The organism is Candidatus Pelagibacter sp. PS_44 (assembly GCF_059417735.1).
The window spans coordinates 164,423-183,191 of record NZ_CM182063.1 but is presented as its reverse complement, the minus strand read 5'-3'; the positions used below and the strand labels follow the sequence as shown (position 1 = coordinate 183,191).

Genomic DNA, 18,769 nt, shown 5'->3' with positions numbered 1-18,769 from the left:
TTTATCCTTCTAACATTTCTCTTGCATCAAAATTTAATTGTAACTCTTTCCATCTCTCATATCCAGTGCTAGGTACTCTAAGAGGCTGACATAGTTTTACTGCTCTCAATGCACTTTCTGCTAAAACTTTATAAAATCCTTGTCCTGGTTTATTCATTCTAGCATGATCAAGAATTTCAGAATCTATAATAGATCCATCTGGCTTTAATTGTAACTTAATTCTAACTAGTAAATTTTCGTTGTAAGGTAATCCTAAAGGAATACTCCAACATCCAAATATTTGTGCTTTTAGAGCATCTTCTTCACTTAGTGATAAACCACCAAATTCTACATTCTTATCTTGATCCTGGCTTATTTCATTGCTTTTTTTGTTTGTTTCAGCACTTTCTACTTTAGATTTATCAATTAAGGCTGCAATATTATTTGGATCAAATAAATCTTTTTTTTCAAATTCTGAAACTTGTTTAATTTCTGTTTCAACTTTTTCAGGGTTTTGTTTGTCTTCTTTAATTTCTTTAACCTTTTCTAATTTTTCATCAGGCAAAGGTATTGCATCTTGTTTGTCTTTTTTAACTGCTTTTGGAGGGGCTTGTTCAGAGACAAGTTTTTTTTCTTTTTCCTTAACCTTTTCAATTATTTTTTTTGCTTTAGGTGCAAATGGAATATTTGTTTTATCTGTAATCTGAATTAGTTCAACTGAAACAATCGGTGGTAAATCAATTGGTTTTTTTGCTAAGAAAGGTAAACTCATGGCAGTAATTAATACAAGAAGTATATGAAACCCAAAAGAAATAAATATATTTCTATTCACTTTTACTACCTCTCTTTATATGGTTCAGAAATCAATGCTACTTTAGTAAAACCAGACCCAGACAACATTCCCATTATCTCCAAAACCCTACCATAATTTATTGATTTATCTCCTCTGACATAGATTCTTGTATCTGTTCTATTCTTCGATACAGCTAAAATCTTCGCTGTTATTTTATCATAATCAACTTTTGATTCTTGAATAAATATCTCACCTTTAGCATTAATAGATAGTGTTAATGGTTCAAGCTCTTCTGGTAATGTGTCTGCAGAACTTTCGGGTAAGTCGACCTGTACTCCGACTGTTAACAATGGAGCTGTAACCATAAATATAATTAACAAAACTAACATTACATCCACAAAAGGAGTAACATTTATTTCACTCATAGGCTCTTTTGATGAACGATTGAGTTTAAAAGCCATTTTAAATTATTGATAAAAATCTTTTAGAAAAATTTTCTAATTTTTGTGAATATTTTTTTGAGTCTAAATTAAATTTATTGTAAGCAACAACTGCTGGAATCGCTGCTAACAAACCTAATGCAGTTGCAAATAAAGCTTCGGCTATTCCTGGTGCTACAATTGCTAAACTAGTATTTCTTGAAATGGCAATTGATTGAAATGAATTCATTATTCCCCAAACAGTTCCAAATAAACCAATAAACGGTGCCGTTGAACCAACTGTTGCTAAAAAAGTAAAACCTTTATCAATTTTTGATATTTGTTTTTCAATACTAACCTCCAGCATTCCACTCATTCTGTCACTTAAATTAGCTTTATTTTTAGCTTTTAATAAAGTTTGCATAGCTTCCTTAAATAATAAAGCCATAGGGTTTTCTAAATTAGCTGGTAAACTATTATAAAAAGTCTCTGCAGATTTTGATCTCCAAAATTTTTCTTCAAATTCCTCTGACTCTATATTTATTTTTTTAAATAATTTAAATTTTTCGATAATAATAGCCCATGAATATATAGAGCAGGCAATAAGCGTAAGTATTACTGATTTTACAATAAAATCTGCTCTTAAAAACAAACTCCATAACGAGAAATCAGTATTTGATGCAAGTCCTACTGCTTGTGATGTAATATCAGCTTCCATTATTAAGCTTTCACACTAAAATGTGTCATGAATTTGACTTTATTAAAGTTAAATTAACCCTCTAATTTATAAGTTTCGTAATAAAAACTAGCTATTAAAATTGCATCCGCTTTGTTAGAATCTTTCTTCTTAGATAATTCTGATGAATAATAAGGAAATACTTCGATTGCCTTAGTTCTGCTGGCATCTTTTTCTGAATTAATAAGATTAAAGTACTTTTTCCATTTAGCAGGTCTAACAAAATACATTGGTAATTGCATTGCAGAACATATCCCTTTTAAAATTCCAAATGATTGACCAAAATTAAACATACTTGTAACTCCTTGACCGGGCATAGCCGAAACCTGCTCAATCACCACTTTAATATCTTCTTTTTTTAAATCTTTTATTCTTAAAGAAATTTCATGATAAATTTGAGCACCATTTACTTGTTTTTTATTTTTTTTCCCTTCGGGCATATTGGGCATCTCAACAACATCAATTATTTTTCCATCTTGAAAAAAACAAATAGAACCTGTTATGCCTGGGTCAATTCCAATTATAAGCATTAATTATTTTTTAAATTAATATTTGAGTAAACATTTTGTACGTCATCATCATCTTCAAGAGTTTCTAGAAATTCAATTGCAGAGTCAATTTTATCTTTTTCAACATCAACACTTTTTAAAGGTACCCATTCGATTTCTGTAGAAATAAAATTTGCTATCGTTTTTTCAAGATTTTTTTTTACATTATAAATTTCATTCATGGGACATTGTATTTCATGAAAATTTTCATAGGAAATACATTCATCTGCACCCGACTCAATTGCTAGTTCAAAAATTTGTTCGTCTGAAATTTCTTTTTTATCTATTTTTATAATACCAAGTTGATTAAAATTATGAGAGGCAGACCCCTGTGTTCCTAAATTACCACCACTTTTTTGAAATATTGTTCTGATATTGGAGGCTGTTCTATTTTTATTATCTGTTAGAGCTTCAACAATTACTGCAATTTTATCTGGTCCAAAACCCTCATATCTTAAATTCTCAAAATTATTGTCATTGCTAGCTGAGGATTTGTCTATTGCTCTTTCGATATTATCTTTTGGCATATTCGCTGATCTTGCAGCCTGGATAGCAGATCTAAGTCTCGGATTCATTGCTGGATCTTTGTCGCCTAATTTTGCAGCAACACTTATTTCTTTTGAGAGTTTTGAAAATACTTTTGATCTTTGTTTGTCTGCTTTTCCTTTAGAATGTTTGATACTTGCCCATTTTGAGTGACCCGACATAATAATTAATGAGAATTTTTTAATTCTCCTCCATATATAAAGTTTTCAATTTTATTTGCTAAGCCTGTTTCTATATTACAATCAACAATCACACCACATAAAGTAGCATCACCAATTGATGGAAAGTGTTTAGTAGATTTTTTTTTTAGAAAACGGTTAATTGAATTTTCTTTGTTCATTCCAATTACAGAGTCATAATCTCCACACATTCCTGCATCTGTTTGATAGGCGGTTCCTCCTTTAAGAATTCTAGCGTCATTTGTTGGTATATGGGTATGAGTGCCAACAACTAATGTGGCCTTTCCATCAAAAAAATGACCGATTGCATTTTTTTCACTAGTAATTTCACCGTGGAAATCAACAACAAGAAAATCATAATCTTCTTTCAAATTATATTTTTTAATAAATTTTTCTGCCACTTGAAATACATCATCACATTTTTTCATAAATACATTTCCCATTAAATTTAGTACTCCAACCCTCATCCCATTTTTTGAATTAAATATTTCAAATCCCTTTCCTGGAGAAGGTTCAAATAAATTTTTTGGCCTCAACAATCTATTTTCTTTTTCAATATGAGACATAGTTTCTTTCTGGTCCCAAACATGATTGCCTGTCGTAATAACATCCACGCCACAGTTAAAAAAATCTTTACAAATTTCCTCTGTAAGTCCAACTCCTGCATCAGCAGCGTTTTCACCATTAACAATAACAAAATCAATTTTATGATCTTTTATTTTTGATAGTAAATTGTTTAAGACCATTGAGCGGCCTGAGATACCCACTACATCCCCTAAAAAAAGGATTCTCATTTTATAATATCCTCATTTGTTATAATAAAATCAAGTTTTTGATCATGTTTGTTAATAGGAATTTTTTTTATTTTTTGACATGATAGAGCTAAGCCAATTTTGATAATATTTTTTTTTCTTGATAATTTTTCAATAAAACGATCATAATATCCACCACCATACCCCAATCTATTTAAATTTTTATCAAATGCGACCATAGGAATAAATAAAATATCAGGGTGAACTAATTTTTTTGCTTCTGGCTCTGGTATACCAAGATTATTAATTTTTAATGGATTAATAAAAGTCCAATTGTAAAAGTCCATTTGAAAACTTTTTTTAATTACTGGTAATGATATTTGATAATTATCTTTTTCAAATTTTTTGAGTAAATCTAAATCATCAAATTCAAAATTGATAGGAAAGTATCCACCAATTTTTTTAGCAATTATATTTTCTTTTTTAAAAAAAATAATAATTCTCTTGTAATCTAACTTAATATTATCTTTATTATATGTTTCTCTAATTTTAAGAATTTTATTTCTTAATCTTTTTTTTAGCACAAGTTTATTGGACTGGATTTTCTAAATTAGCTTTTGCAACAAAATTTTCAATTTCATCAGCAGCATCTTCTATTATCTTTTCATAGTCTTGCTTATTTTTTTCAATTTCATTTTTAAATTCTTCATGATTTTGAGTAAGTTGAGCTATTTCTTCTTCTTTTTTATCTTTATATTCATAAACTAAAGATTTTAACTCTCTAAATTTATTAGAAAGATCTTTAAGTTGCTCTTTTTTTAATTCTACTTTTTTCTTGGTCTCAAAATATTCATCCATTACTTGAACAGAAGTAATTAATAAAAGTTTATTTTCACCAATATTTCCTAAATCATTTTTAAGTTTATTAAACTTTTCATTAATATGAATAAGCAATTCTTCTAGATGCTCCTCTTGTCCATCGTCACAAGACAATAAAAAATCTTTACCATTAAATTTGATATTTACATTTGCCATTTATCTATTTCTTCCAATAAAGTATCTGTTTCTTGATTTAATTCATCAATTTTTTCTGAAAATTCAGTTTCTTTTTTTTGTTCATCCAATTTTTGTTGTTTAATCTCCTCTAATTTCTGATTAAGAGCTTTATGTTCGCTCATTAGGTTTTGATATTTTTCTTCAATTTCTTTTTTTTCAATTTCTAATTGATTTTTTTGAGCATTCAAATTTTCTAGATTAGTTTTTAGTGAAGGGTTTTGTAATTTCAAATTCTTAAGTTTATTAATTGCAAAACTCAATTTTTTTTCTTTTTCAGTCTCTGTTTTCATATATATATATTTATAATATTAAATTGAGTCTACGAAGTCTAGATAGGATAATTTTTGAACAAACTACATAAAGATTTATCAAACGCAATAAGGTTTTTGTCTATAGACGCGGTACAAAAAGCCAACTCAGGTCACCCTGGAATGCCCATGGGTATGGCCGATGTTGCTACAGTTTTATTTAGAAGTTTTTTAAGATTTAATCCCAATAATCCTAACTGGCTAAATAGAGATAGATTTGTTTTGTCTGCGGGTCATGGATCAATGTTATTGTATTCTTTACTTTATCTAACTGGATACAAAAGTGTTTCTATAAAGGATATTAAAAATTTTAGACAATTAAATTCAATTTGTGCAGGACACCCAGAATATCATCCTGGAACAGGAATTGAAACAACCACTGGTCCACTTGGGCAGGGTATTGCTAACTCTGTTGGATTTGCTGTAGCGGAAGAAATTCTTAAAAAAAAATTAGGTAAAGAAATAATTAATCATAAAACTTATGTTTTAGCAGGTGATGGTTGTTTAATGGAAGGCATAAGTCACGAAGCTATGAGTTTGGCTGGTCACTTAAAATTAAAAAATCTTATTATGCTTTTTGATAATAATTCAATTTCAATTGATGGACCAACAAGCTTGGCTGTATCTGATAATTATAAAAAAAGATTTGAAAGCTATGGTTGGGATTATATCTTAATTAATGGTCACAATGAAAAAGAAATATTTAATGCATTAAAAAAAGTTCAGAATGCAAAAAGACCTACTGTTATTTCATGTAAAACAAAAATTGGTTATGGGTCACCAAATAAATCTGGTAAATCATCTTCACATGGTAGTCCAATTGGGATAGATGAGATCAAACTTGTTAGAAAAACATTAAACTGGCAATATAAGCCTTTTGAAATACCCAAAAATATTTTAAACGAATGGAAAAAAACTGGCGATAAAGGAATTAAATTAGAAAAAAATTGGAATAAATTTTATAAAAGAAAAAAATTTATAATAGATAAAATATTAAATAATAATTTTTCTAAATCATTAAAAATCGAAAAACAAATTTCATTAAAAGAAAATAAAAGCCTAGCTACAAGAAAATCTTCTGAATTAGTTTTGAATGCATTAACTAAAGAGAACAATACTTTAATTGGAGGATCTGCTGATTTAGCTGGATCTAATAATACTAAAACTAAGTACCAAAAAATTATAAATTCTAACAATTTTAATGGGGATTATATTCATTATGGTGTTAGAGAGCATGCAATGTGTGGAATAATGAATGGTATTGCACTTCATAGTAAGTTCATCCCTTATGGAGGAACATTTTTAATATTCTCAGATTATTGTAAACCATCGATACGTCTATCAGCGCTAATGGGTCAAAGAGTTATATATGTAATGACACACGACTCTATTGGTTTGGGTGAGGATGGTCCAACCCATCAGCCAATAGAACAATTGTCCGGCTTAAGATCTATTCCAAACCTAAATGTTTTTAGACCTGCAGATAGAATGGAAACTATAGAATGTTGGGAATTGTCTCTAAAAAATTCAAATACACCCAGCATCTTATCATTGACTAGACAAAATCTTGATCCTATAAGAAAAAAATATTCAAACTTAAATAAATGCTCATTTGGAGCATACGAGGTTTTAAGAACAAATAAAAAGATCAACCTCACTATACTTGCTAGTGGATCCGAAGTTAATCTTGCAATTGAAACTAGCCACAAATTAGCCAAAGACAAAATATACTCTAAAGTAATATCTGTTCCATGCCATGATATTTTTGACAAACAGTCATCTTCTTATAAGCAGAAAATACTTGGTGAAACAAAATTTAAAATATCTATTGAAGCTGCATCAACAGATTGTTGGAAGAAATATATTGGTACTGATGGTTTGACATTTGGAATAGAAACTTTTGGAAAAAGTGCGCCTTATAAAGAGATTTATAAATATTTTGGATTAACAGTTGAAAATATTTCAAAAAAGACAAAAAACCTTATAAAGAATAAGAAATGACATTAAAAGTTGGAATAAATGGAATGGGCAGAATTGGTAGAATGGTAATTAGAGCAATCATTGAAAGCCAAAACAAAAATATAGAAATTAAACATATAAACAACCGATCAAATGCAGAAGCAAGCTGTACACTAATAAAATATGACTCTGTTCATGGAAAATTTAACGCAGAGTTAGAATTTGATGAAAAGCATTTAATTATTAATAAAAATAAGATTACTTTTTCTCAACACTCAAATATTGAAGATATAAATTGGAAATCATATGGAGTTGATTATGTTTTTGAATGTACTGGAAAATTTAATTCAAAAGATAAATTATTAGCTCACCTTAAAAATGGCGCTAAAAAAGTTATAGTTTCAGCCCCATGTAAAGATGCAGATAAAACAATTGTATTTGGTGTTAACGAAAATATTTTAACAAATGATGACCAAATTATTTCGGCCGCTTCGTGTACTACTAATTGTCTGGCTCCTGTTGCAAATGTTTTAAATAATGATTTTGAAATTGAAAAAGGATTTATGACTACTATCCATGCTTTTACTAGTGATCAAAGAATTTTAGATAATTCTCATAAAGATCCAAGAAGAGCAAGATCTGCCAGTCAATCAATAGTTCCAACTTCTACAGGTGCCTCAAAAGCAATTGGTGAAATTATACCTGCTTTAAAAGGAAAACTTGAGGGTGTAGCTATGCGAGTGCCTACACCAAATGTTTCCTTAATAGAATTAGTTTTTTGTACTAAAAAAGAAATAAGTAAAGAAATCATCAATATGGCATTTACAAATGCAGTGAAGAAACAAACAAAAAAAGTTTTAGAAGCAACATCAGAAAAATTAGTATCCATTGATTTTAATCACAATTCAGCTTCTGCAATCGTTGATCTTTCCTTGACTAATGTTGTGGGTAAAAATATGGGTAAGATTTCTGCGTGGTATGATAATGAATGGGGCTTTTCAAACAGAATGTGTGATATAGCAGAATATCTTCATAAAAACTCTTAATGAAAAGTATAAAGGACCAGGCTGATCTTAATCAAAAAAATATATTACTTAGGTTGGATTTAAATGTTCCATTAGAAAATGGAGCAATTACTGATACCACCAGAATTGATAAAATATTACCAACAATTAAATATTTATTAGAAAAAAATGCAAAAATAATAATACTTTCACATGTTGGTAGACCCAAAGGTAAAGTTGTTAAAGAACTATCCCTTGAACCTATATGTGAAGATCTAAAAATCAAATTAAAAACTGATATTAAATTTATAACTAAAAACATTCGAGAAATAAATTCAACTGATCTTTTTAAAAATCAAAATGAAAAAATTGTGATACTTGAAAATCTTAGGTTTTATGAAGAAGAAGAAAAAAATGACAACGCTTTTGCTAAACATTTGGCAAGTTTAGCTGATATTTATGTTAATGATGCATTTTCATGTTCTCACAGAACGCATGCCTCGATTTTTGAAATAACAAAATTTATTACCTCATATTCAGGTCTCCAATTTGACTTAGAAATTGAAGCATTAACTAAGATTACTTCTGAAATTAAGAAGCCTATTACTTGTATAATTGGTGGCTCTAAAATTTCTTCTAAAATTAATATTATAAAAAATTTAATCCCGAAGTTTGATAATATTATAATAGTTGGAGGAATGGCCAATAATATACTTAAATACCTAGATCATGAAATTGGAAAATCTCTTCAAGAGGATAATTGTCATCAAATCATTGAAGGAATATTTTCTTTATCAAAAAAAGAAGATTGCAAGATACTTTTTCCAGAAGATGTTGTGGTTGGAAAAAATTTAAATGGCGATCCAGCAGTAAAAGAATTAAAGGATATTTCTAAAGATGACTTAATTTTAGATATTGGTCCTAAATCAATAAAAACTATCAATAACTTAATAGATAAAAGTAACACTATCCTTTGGAATGGACCTGCGGGTTATTTTGAAAACCCTAATTTTGCTAAAGGAAGTATTCAGATTGCAAAAAAAATTGTCGAAAAAAATAATAATAATACAATTTATTCTGTAGCAGGTGGAGGTGATACTGTTTTACTATTAAATACTATCGATGCAGTTAATTCTTTTAATTTTGTCTCAACCGCAGGTGGAGCTTTTTTAGAATATCTTGAAGGAAAAGAGCTTCCTGGTATAAAAGCTCTTAACTAATATGTCAGAACTAAACAAAATAGCACTTAAAATACTGTCAAATGGCAAGGGCATCCTTGCTGCAGACGAAAGTAATGGCACTATGACAAAAAGACTGGATTCTGTTGCAGTTCCTTCAACTCCAGAAAATAGATTATTATTTAGAGAGACACTTTTTACCTCAGAAGCAATGAAAAAATTTATTGGTGGGGTTATTTTATATGATGAAACAATTAAACAAATTTCTAATTCTAACAAAGCTATACCAGAATTAATCTCTGCAACAGGTGCCGTTCCTGGAATTAAAGTTGATACTGGAGCAAAAGTTATGGCAAATTCTACTGAAGAAAAAATTACAGAAGGTCTTGATGGTTTAAGAGAAAGATTGAAAGAATATTATAAATTAGGGGCAAGATTTACAAAATGGAGAGGTGTTTATAATATTACAAAAAAGCACCCAAGCGAATTATCTATTCATTCAAACGCACATGCTCTTGCAAGGTACTCAGCCTTGGTTCAAGAATGTGGAATGGTGCCAATAGTAGAACCAGAAGTTTTAATGGATGGTGATCATTCAGCTGAAGACTGTTTTAACAAAACTTCAAAAGTTCTTAAAAAATGTTTTGAGGAGTTAATGCTCCATAATATTGACTTCAGTGGAATAATTTTAAAACCTAATATGATTTTAGCAGGAGCTAGTTCAAATAATAAAATATCAAATGAGGAAACAGCTAAACTTACTCTAAAATGTCTTAAAGAAAATGTACCAACTGAAGTGCCTGGTATTGCATTCCTATCAGGAGGTCAGACAGAGGTTGAGGCAACAGAAAATTTAAATTTAATAAATAAGCACAATGATACAAATTTTATCATGACCTATTCGTATGGAAGAGCCTTACAACAAAGTGCTCTTAAATTCTGGTCAAAAGATATTAAAAATATTGAAGGCACACAAAACGTATTTAATCATAGAGCAAACATGTGTACATTAGCAGCTCAAGGGAAATGGTCATCTGAACTTGAGTCTCAATAAAAAAAATACAAAGTTTATATATTTAATTTCACCAAATAAAATAGAAGAAGATGAATTTTATACAAATTTATCATTAGTATTAAAATCAAGAAAAGTTAGCTATTTTCAATTGAGACTAAAAAAAGAAACAATCAAAAATAAACTTATTATTGGAAAAAAAATTCGAACAATATGTAAGAAGTACAAAGTAAAATTTTTAGTGAATGATGATCCAATGATTGCAAAAAAACTGAATGCAGATGGTTGTCATTTGGGCCAAAGCGACACGAGTATTGCTAAGGCGAGAAAACTATTCAAGAATAAGATTATTGGTGTTACCTGTCATAATTCAATAAAATTAGCAAAAAAAGGAATTTTGGATGGGGCTGATTATTTAGCGTTTGGTGCGTTTTACTCAACTCAAACTAAAAAAGTTAAATATAGAGCTAATTTGAGAATACTGAAATCTATAAAAAAGATAACTACCTTACCGGTTGTTGCCATTGGTGGTATAAAGTTGAATAATTACAAAAAACTCTTATTGAATAAAGCTAACTTTTTAGCTATTTCAGGCTACATTTGGCACAATAAAAAATATAAACCTTTAGAAGCTATTAAAAAATTAAAATGAAAATATACGCAAGTGAAATTAGAGTCGGGATGCTAATAGAATATAAAGATGATCTTTGGCAAGTTTTAAAAACTCAGCATGTAAAACCTGGAAAAGGTGGTGCTTTTGCACAAGTTGAAATGAAAAGTGTAAATAAAAATACAAAATTAAATGAAAGATTTAGATCAAGTGAATCTGTTGAAAAGGCTTCATTAGATGAAACAAAATTTAATTATCTTTATGGGGATGAAACAGATTATTATTTTATGGATCCTAAATCTTATGAGCAAATTAATATTAAAAAAGAAACAGTAGGTGAAAAAGGTAAAATGTTAACAGAAAACTTAGAGGTTAATATAAGTTTCTATAATGAAAAACCTTTAGCAGTAGAGTTGCCTAATCAAGTAACCTGTACTATTGAGACAACTGATGTTGCTCTAAAAGGGCAAACAGTTTCTTCTTCTTATAAGCCTGCAACATTAGATAACGGAGTAAATATTCAAGTACCACCCTTCATTGAAAGTGGTGACAAAATCATAGTTGATACTCGAACTATGGAATACATAAAAAAGATATAATTCTTATGCAATCTATATCGGCCAATCTAAACGTTATGATTAAAGCTGCTGAAAAAGCATCTAGAGCTTTAATTAGAGATTTTGGAGAAATAGAAAAATTGCAGGTTTCAATTAAGGGCCCTACTGACTTCGTGTCAAATGCTGATCTTAAAGCTGAAAAAATAATTATAGAAGAATTAAAAAAAGCAAGACCTTACTATTCTATTATCAGTGAAGAGGATGGTTCTGAAAGCAATAAAGACAAAGATCATACTTGGATCATAGATCCTATTGATGGTACTACAAATTTTTTACATGGTGTTCCTCACTTTGCAATATCTATAGCCTTAAAATATGGTAATGAAATTATTTCAGGTTTAATTTATGACCCAATTAAAGATGAAATGTTTTATGCTGAAAAAGACAATGGTGCTTTCTTTAATAATCAAAGGATAAGAGTATCCAAAAAAAAAGAGCTTAATAGCTGTTTGTTTGCGACAGGGGGTGTGGCTAAAAATGAGGTCAACTTACCTTTAAGAAAATCTGGAAGTGCTGCTTTAGATATTGCCTATGTTGCAGCTGGTAGATACGATGGTTATTTTCAAAATGACCTTAATTTATGGGATATAGCAGCGGGTATAATATTGGTGAAAGAAGCAGGTGGAATGATTAATGAAATTGACCTTTCACAAAATAAAAATATACAAATCAGAGCTTCGAGCATGGCAATTAACGACAAAATGCTTGAAAAATTAAAGAACTTTTAATTGTTTTATAGAAATCTTTTGCTATAAGTCTCGATATGAAAAAAGACATACACCCAGACTACCACACAATTACAGTAGAAATGACTGATGGAACTCAATTTGAGACAAGATCAACTTGGGGAAAACAGGGAGAAGTTTTAAGATTAGAAATAGATCCAAAATCACATGCTGCTTGGACAGGTGGAAAACAAAAATTGATGGATAAGGGTCGTGTTAGTAAGTTTAATAAGAAATTCCAAAACTTCAGATCAGAAAAAAAAGATTAAATGTCAAACGTACCTTTGATGCCAATGGCAACAGCTGTTTGGCTTGTAGAAAATACTACACTTACATTCAAACAAATTGCCAAATTTTGCAATTTACATGAGGTTGAAGTTCAAGGTATTGCTGACGGTGAAGTTGCAAAAGGAATCATGGCTTACAATCCCATAATATCTGGCCAACTTACGAGAGAGGAAATTGAGTTAGCTTCAAAAGATGAAAATAAAGAATTGCAGATAAAAAATACTGATATTGAAATTTCAACTGAGGATAAAAAAATTAAAAAATATATTCCATTATCAAAAAGACAGGATAAGCCAGACTCGGCTTTGTGGTTAATTAAACATCATTCTTTGCTAAAAGACTCTCAAATTGCAAAATTAGTTGGAGTAACTAAAGCTTCAGTTACAGCGATAAAGAATAAAAGTTATTGGAATTATAATAACTTAAATCCAAAAGATCCTGTGGCTTTAGGACTATTCTCTCAAAAAGATTTGGTTGAAGCTATAGAAAAAGCTGAAAGACGAATTAAAAGAGAGAAAAAAGAAAAGGAGAAGGCAAAGTTAGCTAGGGAAGTCTCAAACATTGAATAATTTTAATAGACAGTAAAATTATATAATGTTAGTTAAACACACTTAAAATTTATGAAAATAGAAGTTAAAGATAATAATATTGAACAAGCTCTAAGAGTTTTAAAAAGAAAATTACAACGTGATGGCTTTTTTAAAGTAGTAAAATTAAAGAGTGTTTACGAAAAACCCTCTGAAAAGAAAAAAAGAATTCTACAAGAGAATATTAAAAGAGTTAAAAAGCTTAATAAGCTTAAAAATAGAATTTAAATATACCGCGGGGTGGAGCAGTCTGGTAGCTCGTCAGGCTCATAACCTGAAGGTCGGCGGTTCAAATCCGTCCCCCGCAACCAAATTTTTGATAAATTATAAAAAATAACTAATCTTAATAATTTTCATTAAGATATAAATAATGCTTAAAAAATATAAATAAAAAATATTACTTTTTTTCTTTATTAAATTTTCTACTCCTGGATATTTTATTAATGTAAAAAATATAATGAGTATCATTGGCTCATAATATTTATGATAAATGGTATTTTGTATATTAGAAATTATTATCAAAGATAATAAAAAAAAATTATTTAGATTTAAAGAGGCAATATATGCGATAAAACCTATAAAAAAAAATGATCCTATATAAAAAAAATAATTATTGTTAAAGAGTAGGTTTGATAAAATTAAAAATACACCACCACCAGTATAGTTTATTTGATAGCTAAAAAAATACACTAAACATGCTAAAAAAAAAATTAATAATTTAAAGTTTTTAAATAAAAAATTTTTGAAGTAATTAAATGTATCGCCCATAATTAGTAATGGTGATAAATGAAAAAAAATTATCGAACTAATAATCATTATTTTATCAGAAAAATTAAAACTAAAACTAATACTTTCTTTGTCTAAACCCGGGGTCTTTCCTGCTGTTAAAAAATTTACGTCTAAAATAAAAATATAATATAAAATTGGCAGTGATGCTAAAAAATTAAATATTATTAAAAAAATTAATTTTTTAAATCCAAATTCTTTTAAAAAAAAGAAAAAAAAGTATGGAAAAAAAATTGAAAAATTTGGACTTATATATGATGATACTACAAGTGAAGCACAAGTATACCAAGTGTACTTAGGATTATTAGTTTTTCTAAATTTTAAAAAAAAATATATTGTTAAAACAAAAAAAATTAAACCTGGTAGTCTGCTATCTGGCCAAATTGCTAAAGATCTAAAAGTTGGAGACAAAAAAATAATTAAGGATAGTAGAAGGAGATAATTATAATTAATATTAGTAAACAATAATTTTAGACATTGATAAAAAATTATTATTAATGAAATACAAAGGTGCAAATGAATAAGTCTAATTTGATTGAGATCAAATCCTAAATCTAAAAATAATGATAAAAATATTACGTATACTGGTGAGTGTCGATGCCCATAACTATCAAAATTTAAAAATGTGTAAGTAAAGTTGTTTGAGAAGTCATTTATTGGCTCTCTATTACTACTAATCCAATCATTGTACGATCCATAGTTTAAGTTTTCACCATAAGTAAAACCAATTATAAGAGTTAAATAAAAAAAAAGAGAAAGAAAGATTTTATTTAAAGAAAAAACTTTATATTGCACTATTGTTAATTTTAAATTTAGATTTTTTGCTATCAACCAAAAAAGCTTTAACCGTTTCTTTGGTAAGTTGATCGAATGTTTTTCCGAAATTCTCTATTTTTTCAATAGTTGATGGAGGAATAGTGATAATATGACAACCTAACTGTTTTGCTTGTAGATAATTATAAGGCTCTCTAACACTAGCCCAAAGTATCTCAACATTTTTAAACTTTTTTGCCATCACTATACTTTTTTTAAATTCTGGTACTGGATCTTTACCGGTGTCACCTGCTCTACCAGCAAATATCGAAATTATAACTTTAGTTTTCTTATTAATTAATTTCAGAATTTTTTCTGTCTGTTTAGCGCTATATACTGCTGTAATATTAAGTTTAATATTTAAACTATTAAGCTCTTTAATAATCTTGCCCATAAAAATACCTCTAGAATTAGCCACTGGCACTTTTACATAAACATTTTTTCCCCAGGTATTGATCTGAAGAGCTTGTTGCTTCATTTGTTTATATTCATCAGCAAAGACTTCTAAAGAAACAGGTTTGTTATTACAAATTTTTAGTATTTTCTTCGAATAAGATTTGTAATCTTTTGCTCCTGCCTTTCTCATTAAACTTGGATTAGTTGTAAATCCCTTAACTATTTTTTTTTTATTAAATTTTTTTATTTGATTTAATTCTGCAATGTCACAAAATATTTTTATTGTCATTAGTCTTAAAGGTTTTTAGTTATATCTTCAGTCATCTTTTTTGCATCAGCAAATAGCATTAAAGTATTTTCTTTATAAAATAGGTCATTATCAATTCCAGCATATCCAGGAGATAAACTTCTTTTTACAAATAATACAGACTTACATTTTTCAACATCTAATACTGGCATTCCATAAATTGGGCTTTGAGGGTCAGTTTTTGCAACTGGATTTGTTACATCATTTGCCCCAATTACAAATGCAACATCTGCATTAGCAAAATCATTATTAATTTCTTCAAGTTCAAAAACCTCATCGTAAGGAACGTTTGCCTCAGCTAACAATACATTCATATGTCCCGGCATTCTTCCTGCTACAGGATGAATTGCATAAGTCACTTTAATATCATTTTTCTTTAAGGTATCTACCATCTCTCTTAGTGCATGTTGTGCTTGGGCTACCGCCATACCATAACCTGGAACAATTATAACTGATGACGCATTTTTCATTAAAAAGGCTGCATCTTCAGCATTACCACTCTTAACAGGTTTTTGTTCTTTATTTCCAGATGATGCAGATTGTTCTGTTGCACCAAATCCTCCTAAGATTACATTAAAGAAAGAGCGGTTCATACCTTTGCACATTATGTAAGATAAAATTGCACCTGAAGATCCAACAAGAGCTCCTGTTATAATCAATGCAGTATTTTCTAAAGTAAAACCAATTCCTGCAGCAGCCCAACCAGAGTATGAATTTAACATAGATATTACTACTGGCATGTCTGCCCCACCAATAGGGATAATTAATAAAAATCCTATTAAAAATGAAACAGCTATTAATATCCAAAAGAAATTAGAGGACTGGGATGAGCATAATAAGTAAGTTAAAACTATTATTGAGATTAACAATAAGGCATTAACAAAATGCTGCCCTTTAAAAGTAATTGGTGAACCTGACATTATTCCTTGAAGTTTTAAAAAAGCAATTATTGAACCTGAAAATGTTATGGCACCAACTGCGGCTCCAATTGACATTTCAATTAAGCTTGCAAGTTTAATGGCACCTAATGATCCTAGATTAAATGCCTCCGGATTTAAGAAAGCTGAAATAGCAACAAAAACTGCTGATAGTCCAACTAAGCTATGAAATCCCGCTACTAATTCTGGCATAGCAGTCATTGGTATCTTGTAGGCTATGAATGCCCCTATAAGTCCTCCAACCAGTAAAAAAATTAATACGTAAATTAGTCCACTAGAGAAATTTCCAACAGATAAAAAAGTAACAGCGATAGCTATCACCATTCCCAAGATTCCAAAAAAATTACCTTGTCTTGATGTTTCTGGTGATGAAAGACCTCTTAATGCTAAGATAAACAAAACTCCTGAAACTAAATAAAATATTGCTGATAAATTTGCTGACATAATTATTTATCTTTCTTCTTTTTTTTATACATTTGAAGCATTCTTTGAGTGACCAAAAATCCTCCAAATATATTAATAGCAGCAAGAGATATTGCCAAAAATCCAAGTATATTTGAGATTGTAAAAACATTGTCTACACTTCCTGCTAAACCTGCAATTATAGCACCCACAATAATTACTGATGATATTGCATTAGTCACTGACATTAGTGGTGTGTGTAAAGATGGAGTTACACTCCATACAACATAATAGCCAATGAAAATTGATAAAATAAATATGCTTAATCTAAATATAAAAGGGTCTATTTCCATAATTCTATTTTATTAAAGTTTTTTCAATTATTTCATCTTCTAAATTAATATTAATCTTTTTATTTTCTTTATCATATAAATTTGAAACAAAGTTAAATACGTTTTTTGAATATAAGTTTGAAGCTGAAACAGGCAGTTTATTTAAAATATTTGTTTCACCCATAATCTTTACTCCTTTTTTAATTACAATTTTATCAACCTCGGTAAACTCTGAATTTCCACCTTGAATCGCAGCTAAATCATAAATAACAGATCCTGATTGCATATTATCAATCATGGAACCTTTAATGATTAATGGAGCTTTTTTTCCCGGTATTAAAGCAGTACATATCACAATATCAATTTTCTTTAAAGTTTCAGCTAAAAGATCTTCTTGTTTTTTTTTGAATTCTTCTGAAGCTTCCTTTGCATAGCCACCTTCAGTTTCAAGATTTTCAGAGCCTTCTACTGTTAAAAATTTTCCACCTAAACTTTCAACTTGCTCTTTTGATGCCATTCTTACGTCTGTTGCAAATACGATTGCACCCATTCTTTTTGCAGTTGCAATTGCTTGAAGACCCGCAACACCCGCACCAACCACCAATACTTTTGCTGCTGGAATAGTACCAGCTGCTGTCATCATCATTGGAATTGCTTTTTCAAAATTTGCAAACGACTCGATCACCGCCTTATAACCGGCAAGGTTAGCTTGAGATGAAAGTATATCCATTGATTGAGCCCTGGTAATTCTTGGCAACATTTCTAAAGAAAAAACATTAATATTTTTTTTAGATAAATTTTCTATTTTTTCTTTATTAGCATAAGGATTGAATACTCCAATAAGGGTTTGGTTTTCTTTTAAATTTGAGAGGTTTTCATCAGATAATAAGCTTAACTGAATAATAATATTAGCTTTACTTAATATTTCTGTTTCGTTAGAAGAAATTTCAACACCCAAATCTTTATACTCACTATCTTTAAAGCCTAAGTGTTCACCATACTTAGTGGTCAAAGAAATTTCAAAACCAAGAGCTATATATTTTTTTGCAATCTCAGGAGTAATTGCAATTCTTCTTTCAATTTTTTTATTTTCTAAAACTGAAGCGATTCTCATAAGAGAACTTTATAACAAGAATATTGCCATTAAAACTAAAACACCTATAACAGCGACAGTTCCCCACAAGACAAATTTTGTGAAGTTATTCCAGGTATTTTTATGGTCTTGGTTATCCATAAAAACTACTTTTGTCTTGCTTTAAATTTTGGATTTGTTTTATTAATTATATAAACTCTACCTCTTCTTCTAACTAATTTAGAATTAAGGTCTCTTTTTTTAAGTGATTTTAACGAGCTTTTAATTTTCATAATATTTTTTTATAGCCGGCAATGTCCTACTCTTCCGTGTCTTAAGACAAAGTACCATTGGCGCTGAAGGGCTTGACTTCCGAGTTCGGAATGGGATCGGGTATTACCCCTTCGCAATAATCACCGGCAAAAGA

26 protein-coding genes, 1 tRNA gene and 1 rRNA gene are annotated in these 18,769 nt (G+C 29.2%); 11 read left to right on the top strand and 17 right to left on the bottom strand.

The features are described 5' to 3' along the window. Position 1 precedes the first annotated feature (1 nt). The 9 genes from tolA to AC5SLO_RS00970 are packed head-to-tail and all read right to left on the bottom strand — an operon-like array spanning position 2 to position 5,298. On the bottom strand, positions 2–811 hold the full coding sequence (tolA, locus tag AC5SLO_RS01010) for a cell envelope integrity protein TolA (RefSeq protein ID WP_494573349.1): 810 nt from the start codon (positions 809–811) through the stop codon (positions 2–4). 5 nt (positions 812–816) lie between these two features. Continuing rightward, positions 817–1,233: a protein TolR gene (gene tolR, locus AC5SLO_RS01005; protein ID WP_494573348.1), complete on the bottom strand. Its 417-nt coding sequence runs from the start codon at positions 1,231–1,233 to the stop codon at positions 817–819. 1 nt (position 1,234) lies between these two features. Further along, positions 1,235–1,909 carry a protein TolQ gene (tolQ, locus tag AC5SLO_RS01000; protein WP_494573347.1) on the bottom strand — a complete coding sequence of 225 codons (675 nt, stop codon included), beginning with the start codon at positions 1,907–1,909 and terminating at the stop codon, positions 1,235–1,237. Positions 1,910–1,962: 53 nt separating this feature from the next. Further along, positions 1,963–2,457 carry a RuvC family protein gene (locus AC5SLO_RS00995; protein ID WP_271516377.1) on the bottom strand — a complete coding sequence of 165 codons (495 nt, stop codon included), beginning with the start codon at positions 2,455–2,457 and terminating at the stop codon, positions 1,963–1,965. Continuing rightward, positions 2,457–3,182, bottom strand: coding sequence for a YebC/PmpR family DNA-binding transcriptional regulator (locus AC5SLO_RS00990; RefSeq protein WP_271516373.1), 726 nt, complete (start codon positions 3,180–3,182; stop codon positions 2,457–2,459). The genes AC5SLO_RS00995 and AC5SLO_RS00990 overlap by 1 nt, the downstream gene beginning before the upstream one ends. A 5-nt stretch (positions 3,183–3,187) precedes the next feature. Then, positions 3,188–3,994 (bottom strand): TIGR00282 family metallophosphoesterase, encoded by an 807-nt coding sequence (locus AC5SLO_RS00985; protein ID WP_494573346.1) that lies wholly within the window; start codon positions 3,992–3,994, stop codon positions 3,188–3,190. Beyond that, positions 3,991–4,536, bottom strand: a complete 546-nt coding sequence (locus AC5SLO_RS00980; protein WP_494573345.1) for a 5-formyltetrahydrofolate cyclo-ligase — start codon at positions 4,534–4,536, stop codon at positions 3,991–3,993. Before AC5SLO_RS00980 ends, AC5SLO_RS00985 begins: the two co-directional genes overlap by 4 nt. 4 nt (positions 4,537–4,540) lie before the next feature. Further along, entirely contained in the window at positions 4,541–4,987 is a 447-nt protein-coding gene (locus AC5SLO_RS00975) for a cell division protein ZapA (RefSeq protein ID WP_494573344.1), read from the bottom strand. After that, positions 4,975–5,298 (bottom strand): 5-formyltetrahydrofolate cyclo-ligase, encoded by a 324-nt coding sequence (locus AC5SLO_RS00970; protein ID WP_271516365.1) that lies wholly within the window; start codon positions 5,296–5,298, stop codon positions 4,975–4,977. The genes AC5SLO_RS00975 and AC5SLO_RS00970 overlap by 13 nt, the downstream gene beginning before the upstream one ends. A gap of 54 nt (positions 5,299–5,352) precedes the next feature. Between AC5SLO_RS00970 and tkt the strand changes: the two genes are divergently transcribed. The 11 genes from tkt to AC5SLO_RS00915 all read left to right on the top strand — a co-directional run bounded on the left by tkt (position 5,353) and on the right by AC5SLO_RS00915 (position 13,607). Beyond that, complete coding sequence (gene tkt / locus AC5SLO_RS00965) at positions 5,353–7,317, top strand: transketolase (protein WP_494573343.1); 1,965 nt, start codon at positions 5,353–5,355, stop codon at positions 7,315–7,317. Beyond that, positions 7,314–8,321, top strand: coding sequence for a type I glyceraldehyde-3-phosphate dehydrogenase (gene gap / locus AC5SLO_RS00960; protein WP_494573342.1), 1,008 nt, complete (start codon positions 7,314–7,316; stop codon positions 8,319–8,321). Before tkt ends, gap begins: the two co-directional genes overlap by 4 nt. Continuing rightward, complete coding sequence (locus AC5SLO_RS00955) at positions 8,321–9,499, top strand: phosphoglycerate kinase (protein WP_494573341.1); 1,179 nt, start codon at positions 8,321–8,323, stop codon at positions 9,497–9,499. The genes gap and AC5SLO_RS00955 overlap by 1 nt, the downstream gene beginning before the upstream one ends. A gap of 1 nt (position 9,500) precedes the next feature. After that, positions 9,501–10,511 (top strand): class I fructose-bisphosphate aldolase, encoded by a 1,011-nt coding sequence (locus AC5SLO_RS00950; RefSeq protein ID WP_494573340.1) that lies wholly within the window; start codon positions 9,501–9,503, stop codon positions 10,509–10,511. Next, complete coding sequence (gene thiE / locus AC5SLO_RS00945; protein WP_494573339.1) at positions 10,498–11,121, top strand: thiamine phosphate synthase; 624 nt, start codon at positions 10,498–10,500, stop codon at positions 11,119–11,121. The genes AC5SLO_RS00950 and thiE overlap by 14 nt, the downstream gene beginning before the upstream one ends. Next, entirely contained in the window at positions 11,118–11,678 is a 561-nt protein-coding gene (efp, locus tag AC5SLO_RS00940; RefSeq protein ID WP_494573338.1) for an elongation factor P, read from the top strand. The genes thiE and efp overlap by 4 nt, the downstream gene beginning before the upstream one ends. 5 nt (positions 11,679–11,683) lie before the next feature. Further along, a complete protein-coding gene (locus AC5SLO_RS00935; protein ID WP_494573337.1) occupies positions 11,684–12,424 on the top strand; it encodes an inositol monophosphatase family protein in 741 nt (246 codons plus the stop codon). Between the two features lie 35 nt (positions 12,425–12,459). Next, positions 12,460–12,690, top strand: coding sequence for a 50S ribosomal protein L31 (gene rpmE, locus AC5SLO_RS00930; RefSeq protein ID WP_494573336.1), 231 nt, complete (start codon positions 12,460–12,462; stop codon positions 12,688–12,690). After that, the gene (locus tag AC5SLO_RS00925) at positions 12,691–13,278 is read left to right on the top strand and encodes a cell cycle transcriptional regulator TrcR (protein ID WP_494573335.1); all 588 of its coding nucleotides are present in this window, start codon (positions 12,691–12,693) and stop codon (positions 13,276–13,278) included. Between the two features lie 51 nt (positions 13,279–13,329). After that, positions 13,330–13,524 carry a 30S ribosomal protein S21 gene (gene rpsU, locus AC5SLO_RS00920; protein WP_006997326.1) on the top strand — a complete coding sequence of 65 codons (195 nt, stop codon included), beginning with the start codon at positions 13,330–13,332 and terminating at the stop codon, positions 13,522–13,524. 6 nt (positions 13,525–13,530) lie between these two features. Further along, a tRNA-Met gene (locus AC5SLO_RS00915) sits at positions 13,531–13,607 on the top strand. A gap of 13 nt (positions 13,608–13,620) precedes the next feature. Here AC5SLO_RS00915 and AC5SLO_RS00910 read toward each other — a convergent pair. From AC5SLO_RS00910 to rrf, 8 genes are all read right to left on the bottom strand, one after another. Further along, positions 13,621–14,493 (bottom strand): hypothetical protein, encoded by an 873-nt coding sequence (locus AC5SLO_RS00910; protein WP_494573334.1) that lies wholly within the window; start codon positions 14,491–14,493, stop codon positions 13,621–13,623. 373 nt (positions 14,494–14,866) lie between these two features. Further along, positions 14,867–15,580: a transaldolase family protein gene (locus AC5SLO_RS00905; protein ID WP_494573333.1), complete on the bottom strand. Its 714-nt coding sequence runs from the start codon at positions 15,578–15,580 to the stop codon at positions 14,867–14,869. Positions 15,581–15,585: 5 nt separating this feature from the next. After that, entirely contained in the window at positions 15,586–16,980 is a 1,395-nt protein-coding gene (locus AC5SLO_RS00900) for an NAD(P)(+) transhydrogenase (Re/Si-specific) subunit beta (RefSeq protein WP_494573332.1), read from the bottom strand. A gap of 2 nt (positions 16,981–16,982) precedes the next feature. Further along, positions 16,983–17,291, bottom strand: coding sequence for a proton-translocating transhydrogenase family protein (locus AC5SLO_RS00895; protein ID WP_271480134.1), 309 nt, complete (start codon positions 17,289–17,291; stop codon positions 16,983–16,985). Between the two features lie 4 nt (positions 17,292–17,295). Further along, complete coding sequence (locus AC5SLO_RS00890; RefSeq protein WP_494573331.1) at positions 17,296–18,384, bottom strand: Re/Si-specific NAD(P)(+) transhydrogenase subunit alpha; 1,089 nt, start codon at positions 18,382–18,384, stop codon at positions 17,296–17,298. Positions 18,385–18,393: 9 nt separating this feature from the next. Further along, the gene (locus AC5SLO_RS00885) at positions 18,394–18,504 is read right to left on the bottom strand and encodes an aa3-type cytochrome c oxidase subunit IV (RefSeq protein ID WP_018413861.1); all 111 of its coding nucleotides are present in this window, start codon (positions 18,502–18,504) and stop codon (positions 18,394–18,396) included. A gap of 5 nt (positions 18,505–18,509) precedes the next feature. Continuing rightward, positions 18,510–18,635 carry a type B 50S ribosomal protein L36 gene (gene ykgO / locus AC5SLO_RS00880; RefSeq protein WP_006997331.1) on the bottom strand — a complete coding sequence of 42 codons (126 nt, stop codon included), beginning with the start codon at positions 18,633–18,635 and terminating at the stop codon, positions 18,510–18,512. Between the two features lie 13 nt (positions 18,636–18,648). Then, positions 18,649–18,763: ribosomal RNA gene (gene rrf, locus AC5SLO_RS00875) — 5S ribosomal RNA — on the bottom strand. Positions 18,764–18,769 lie beyond the last annotated feature (6 nt).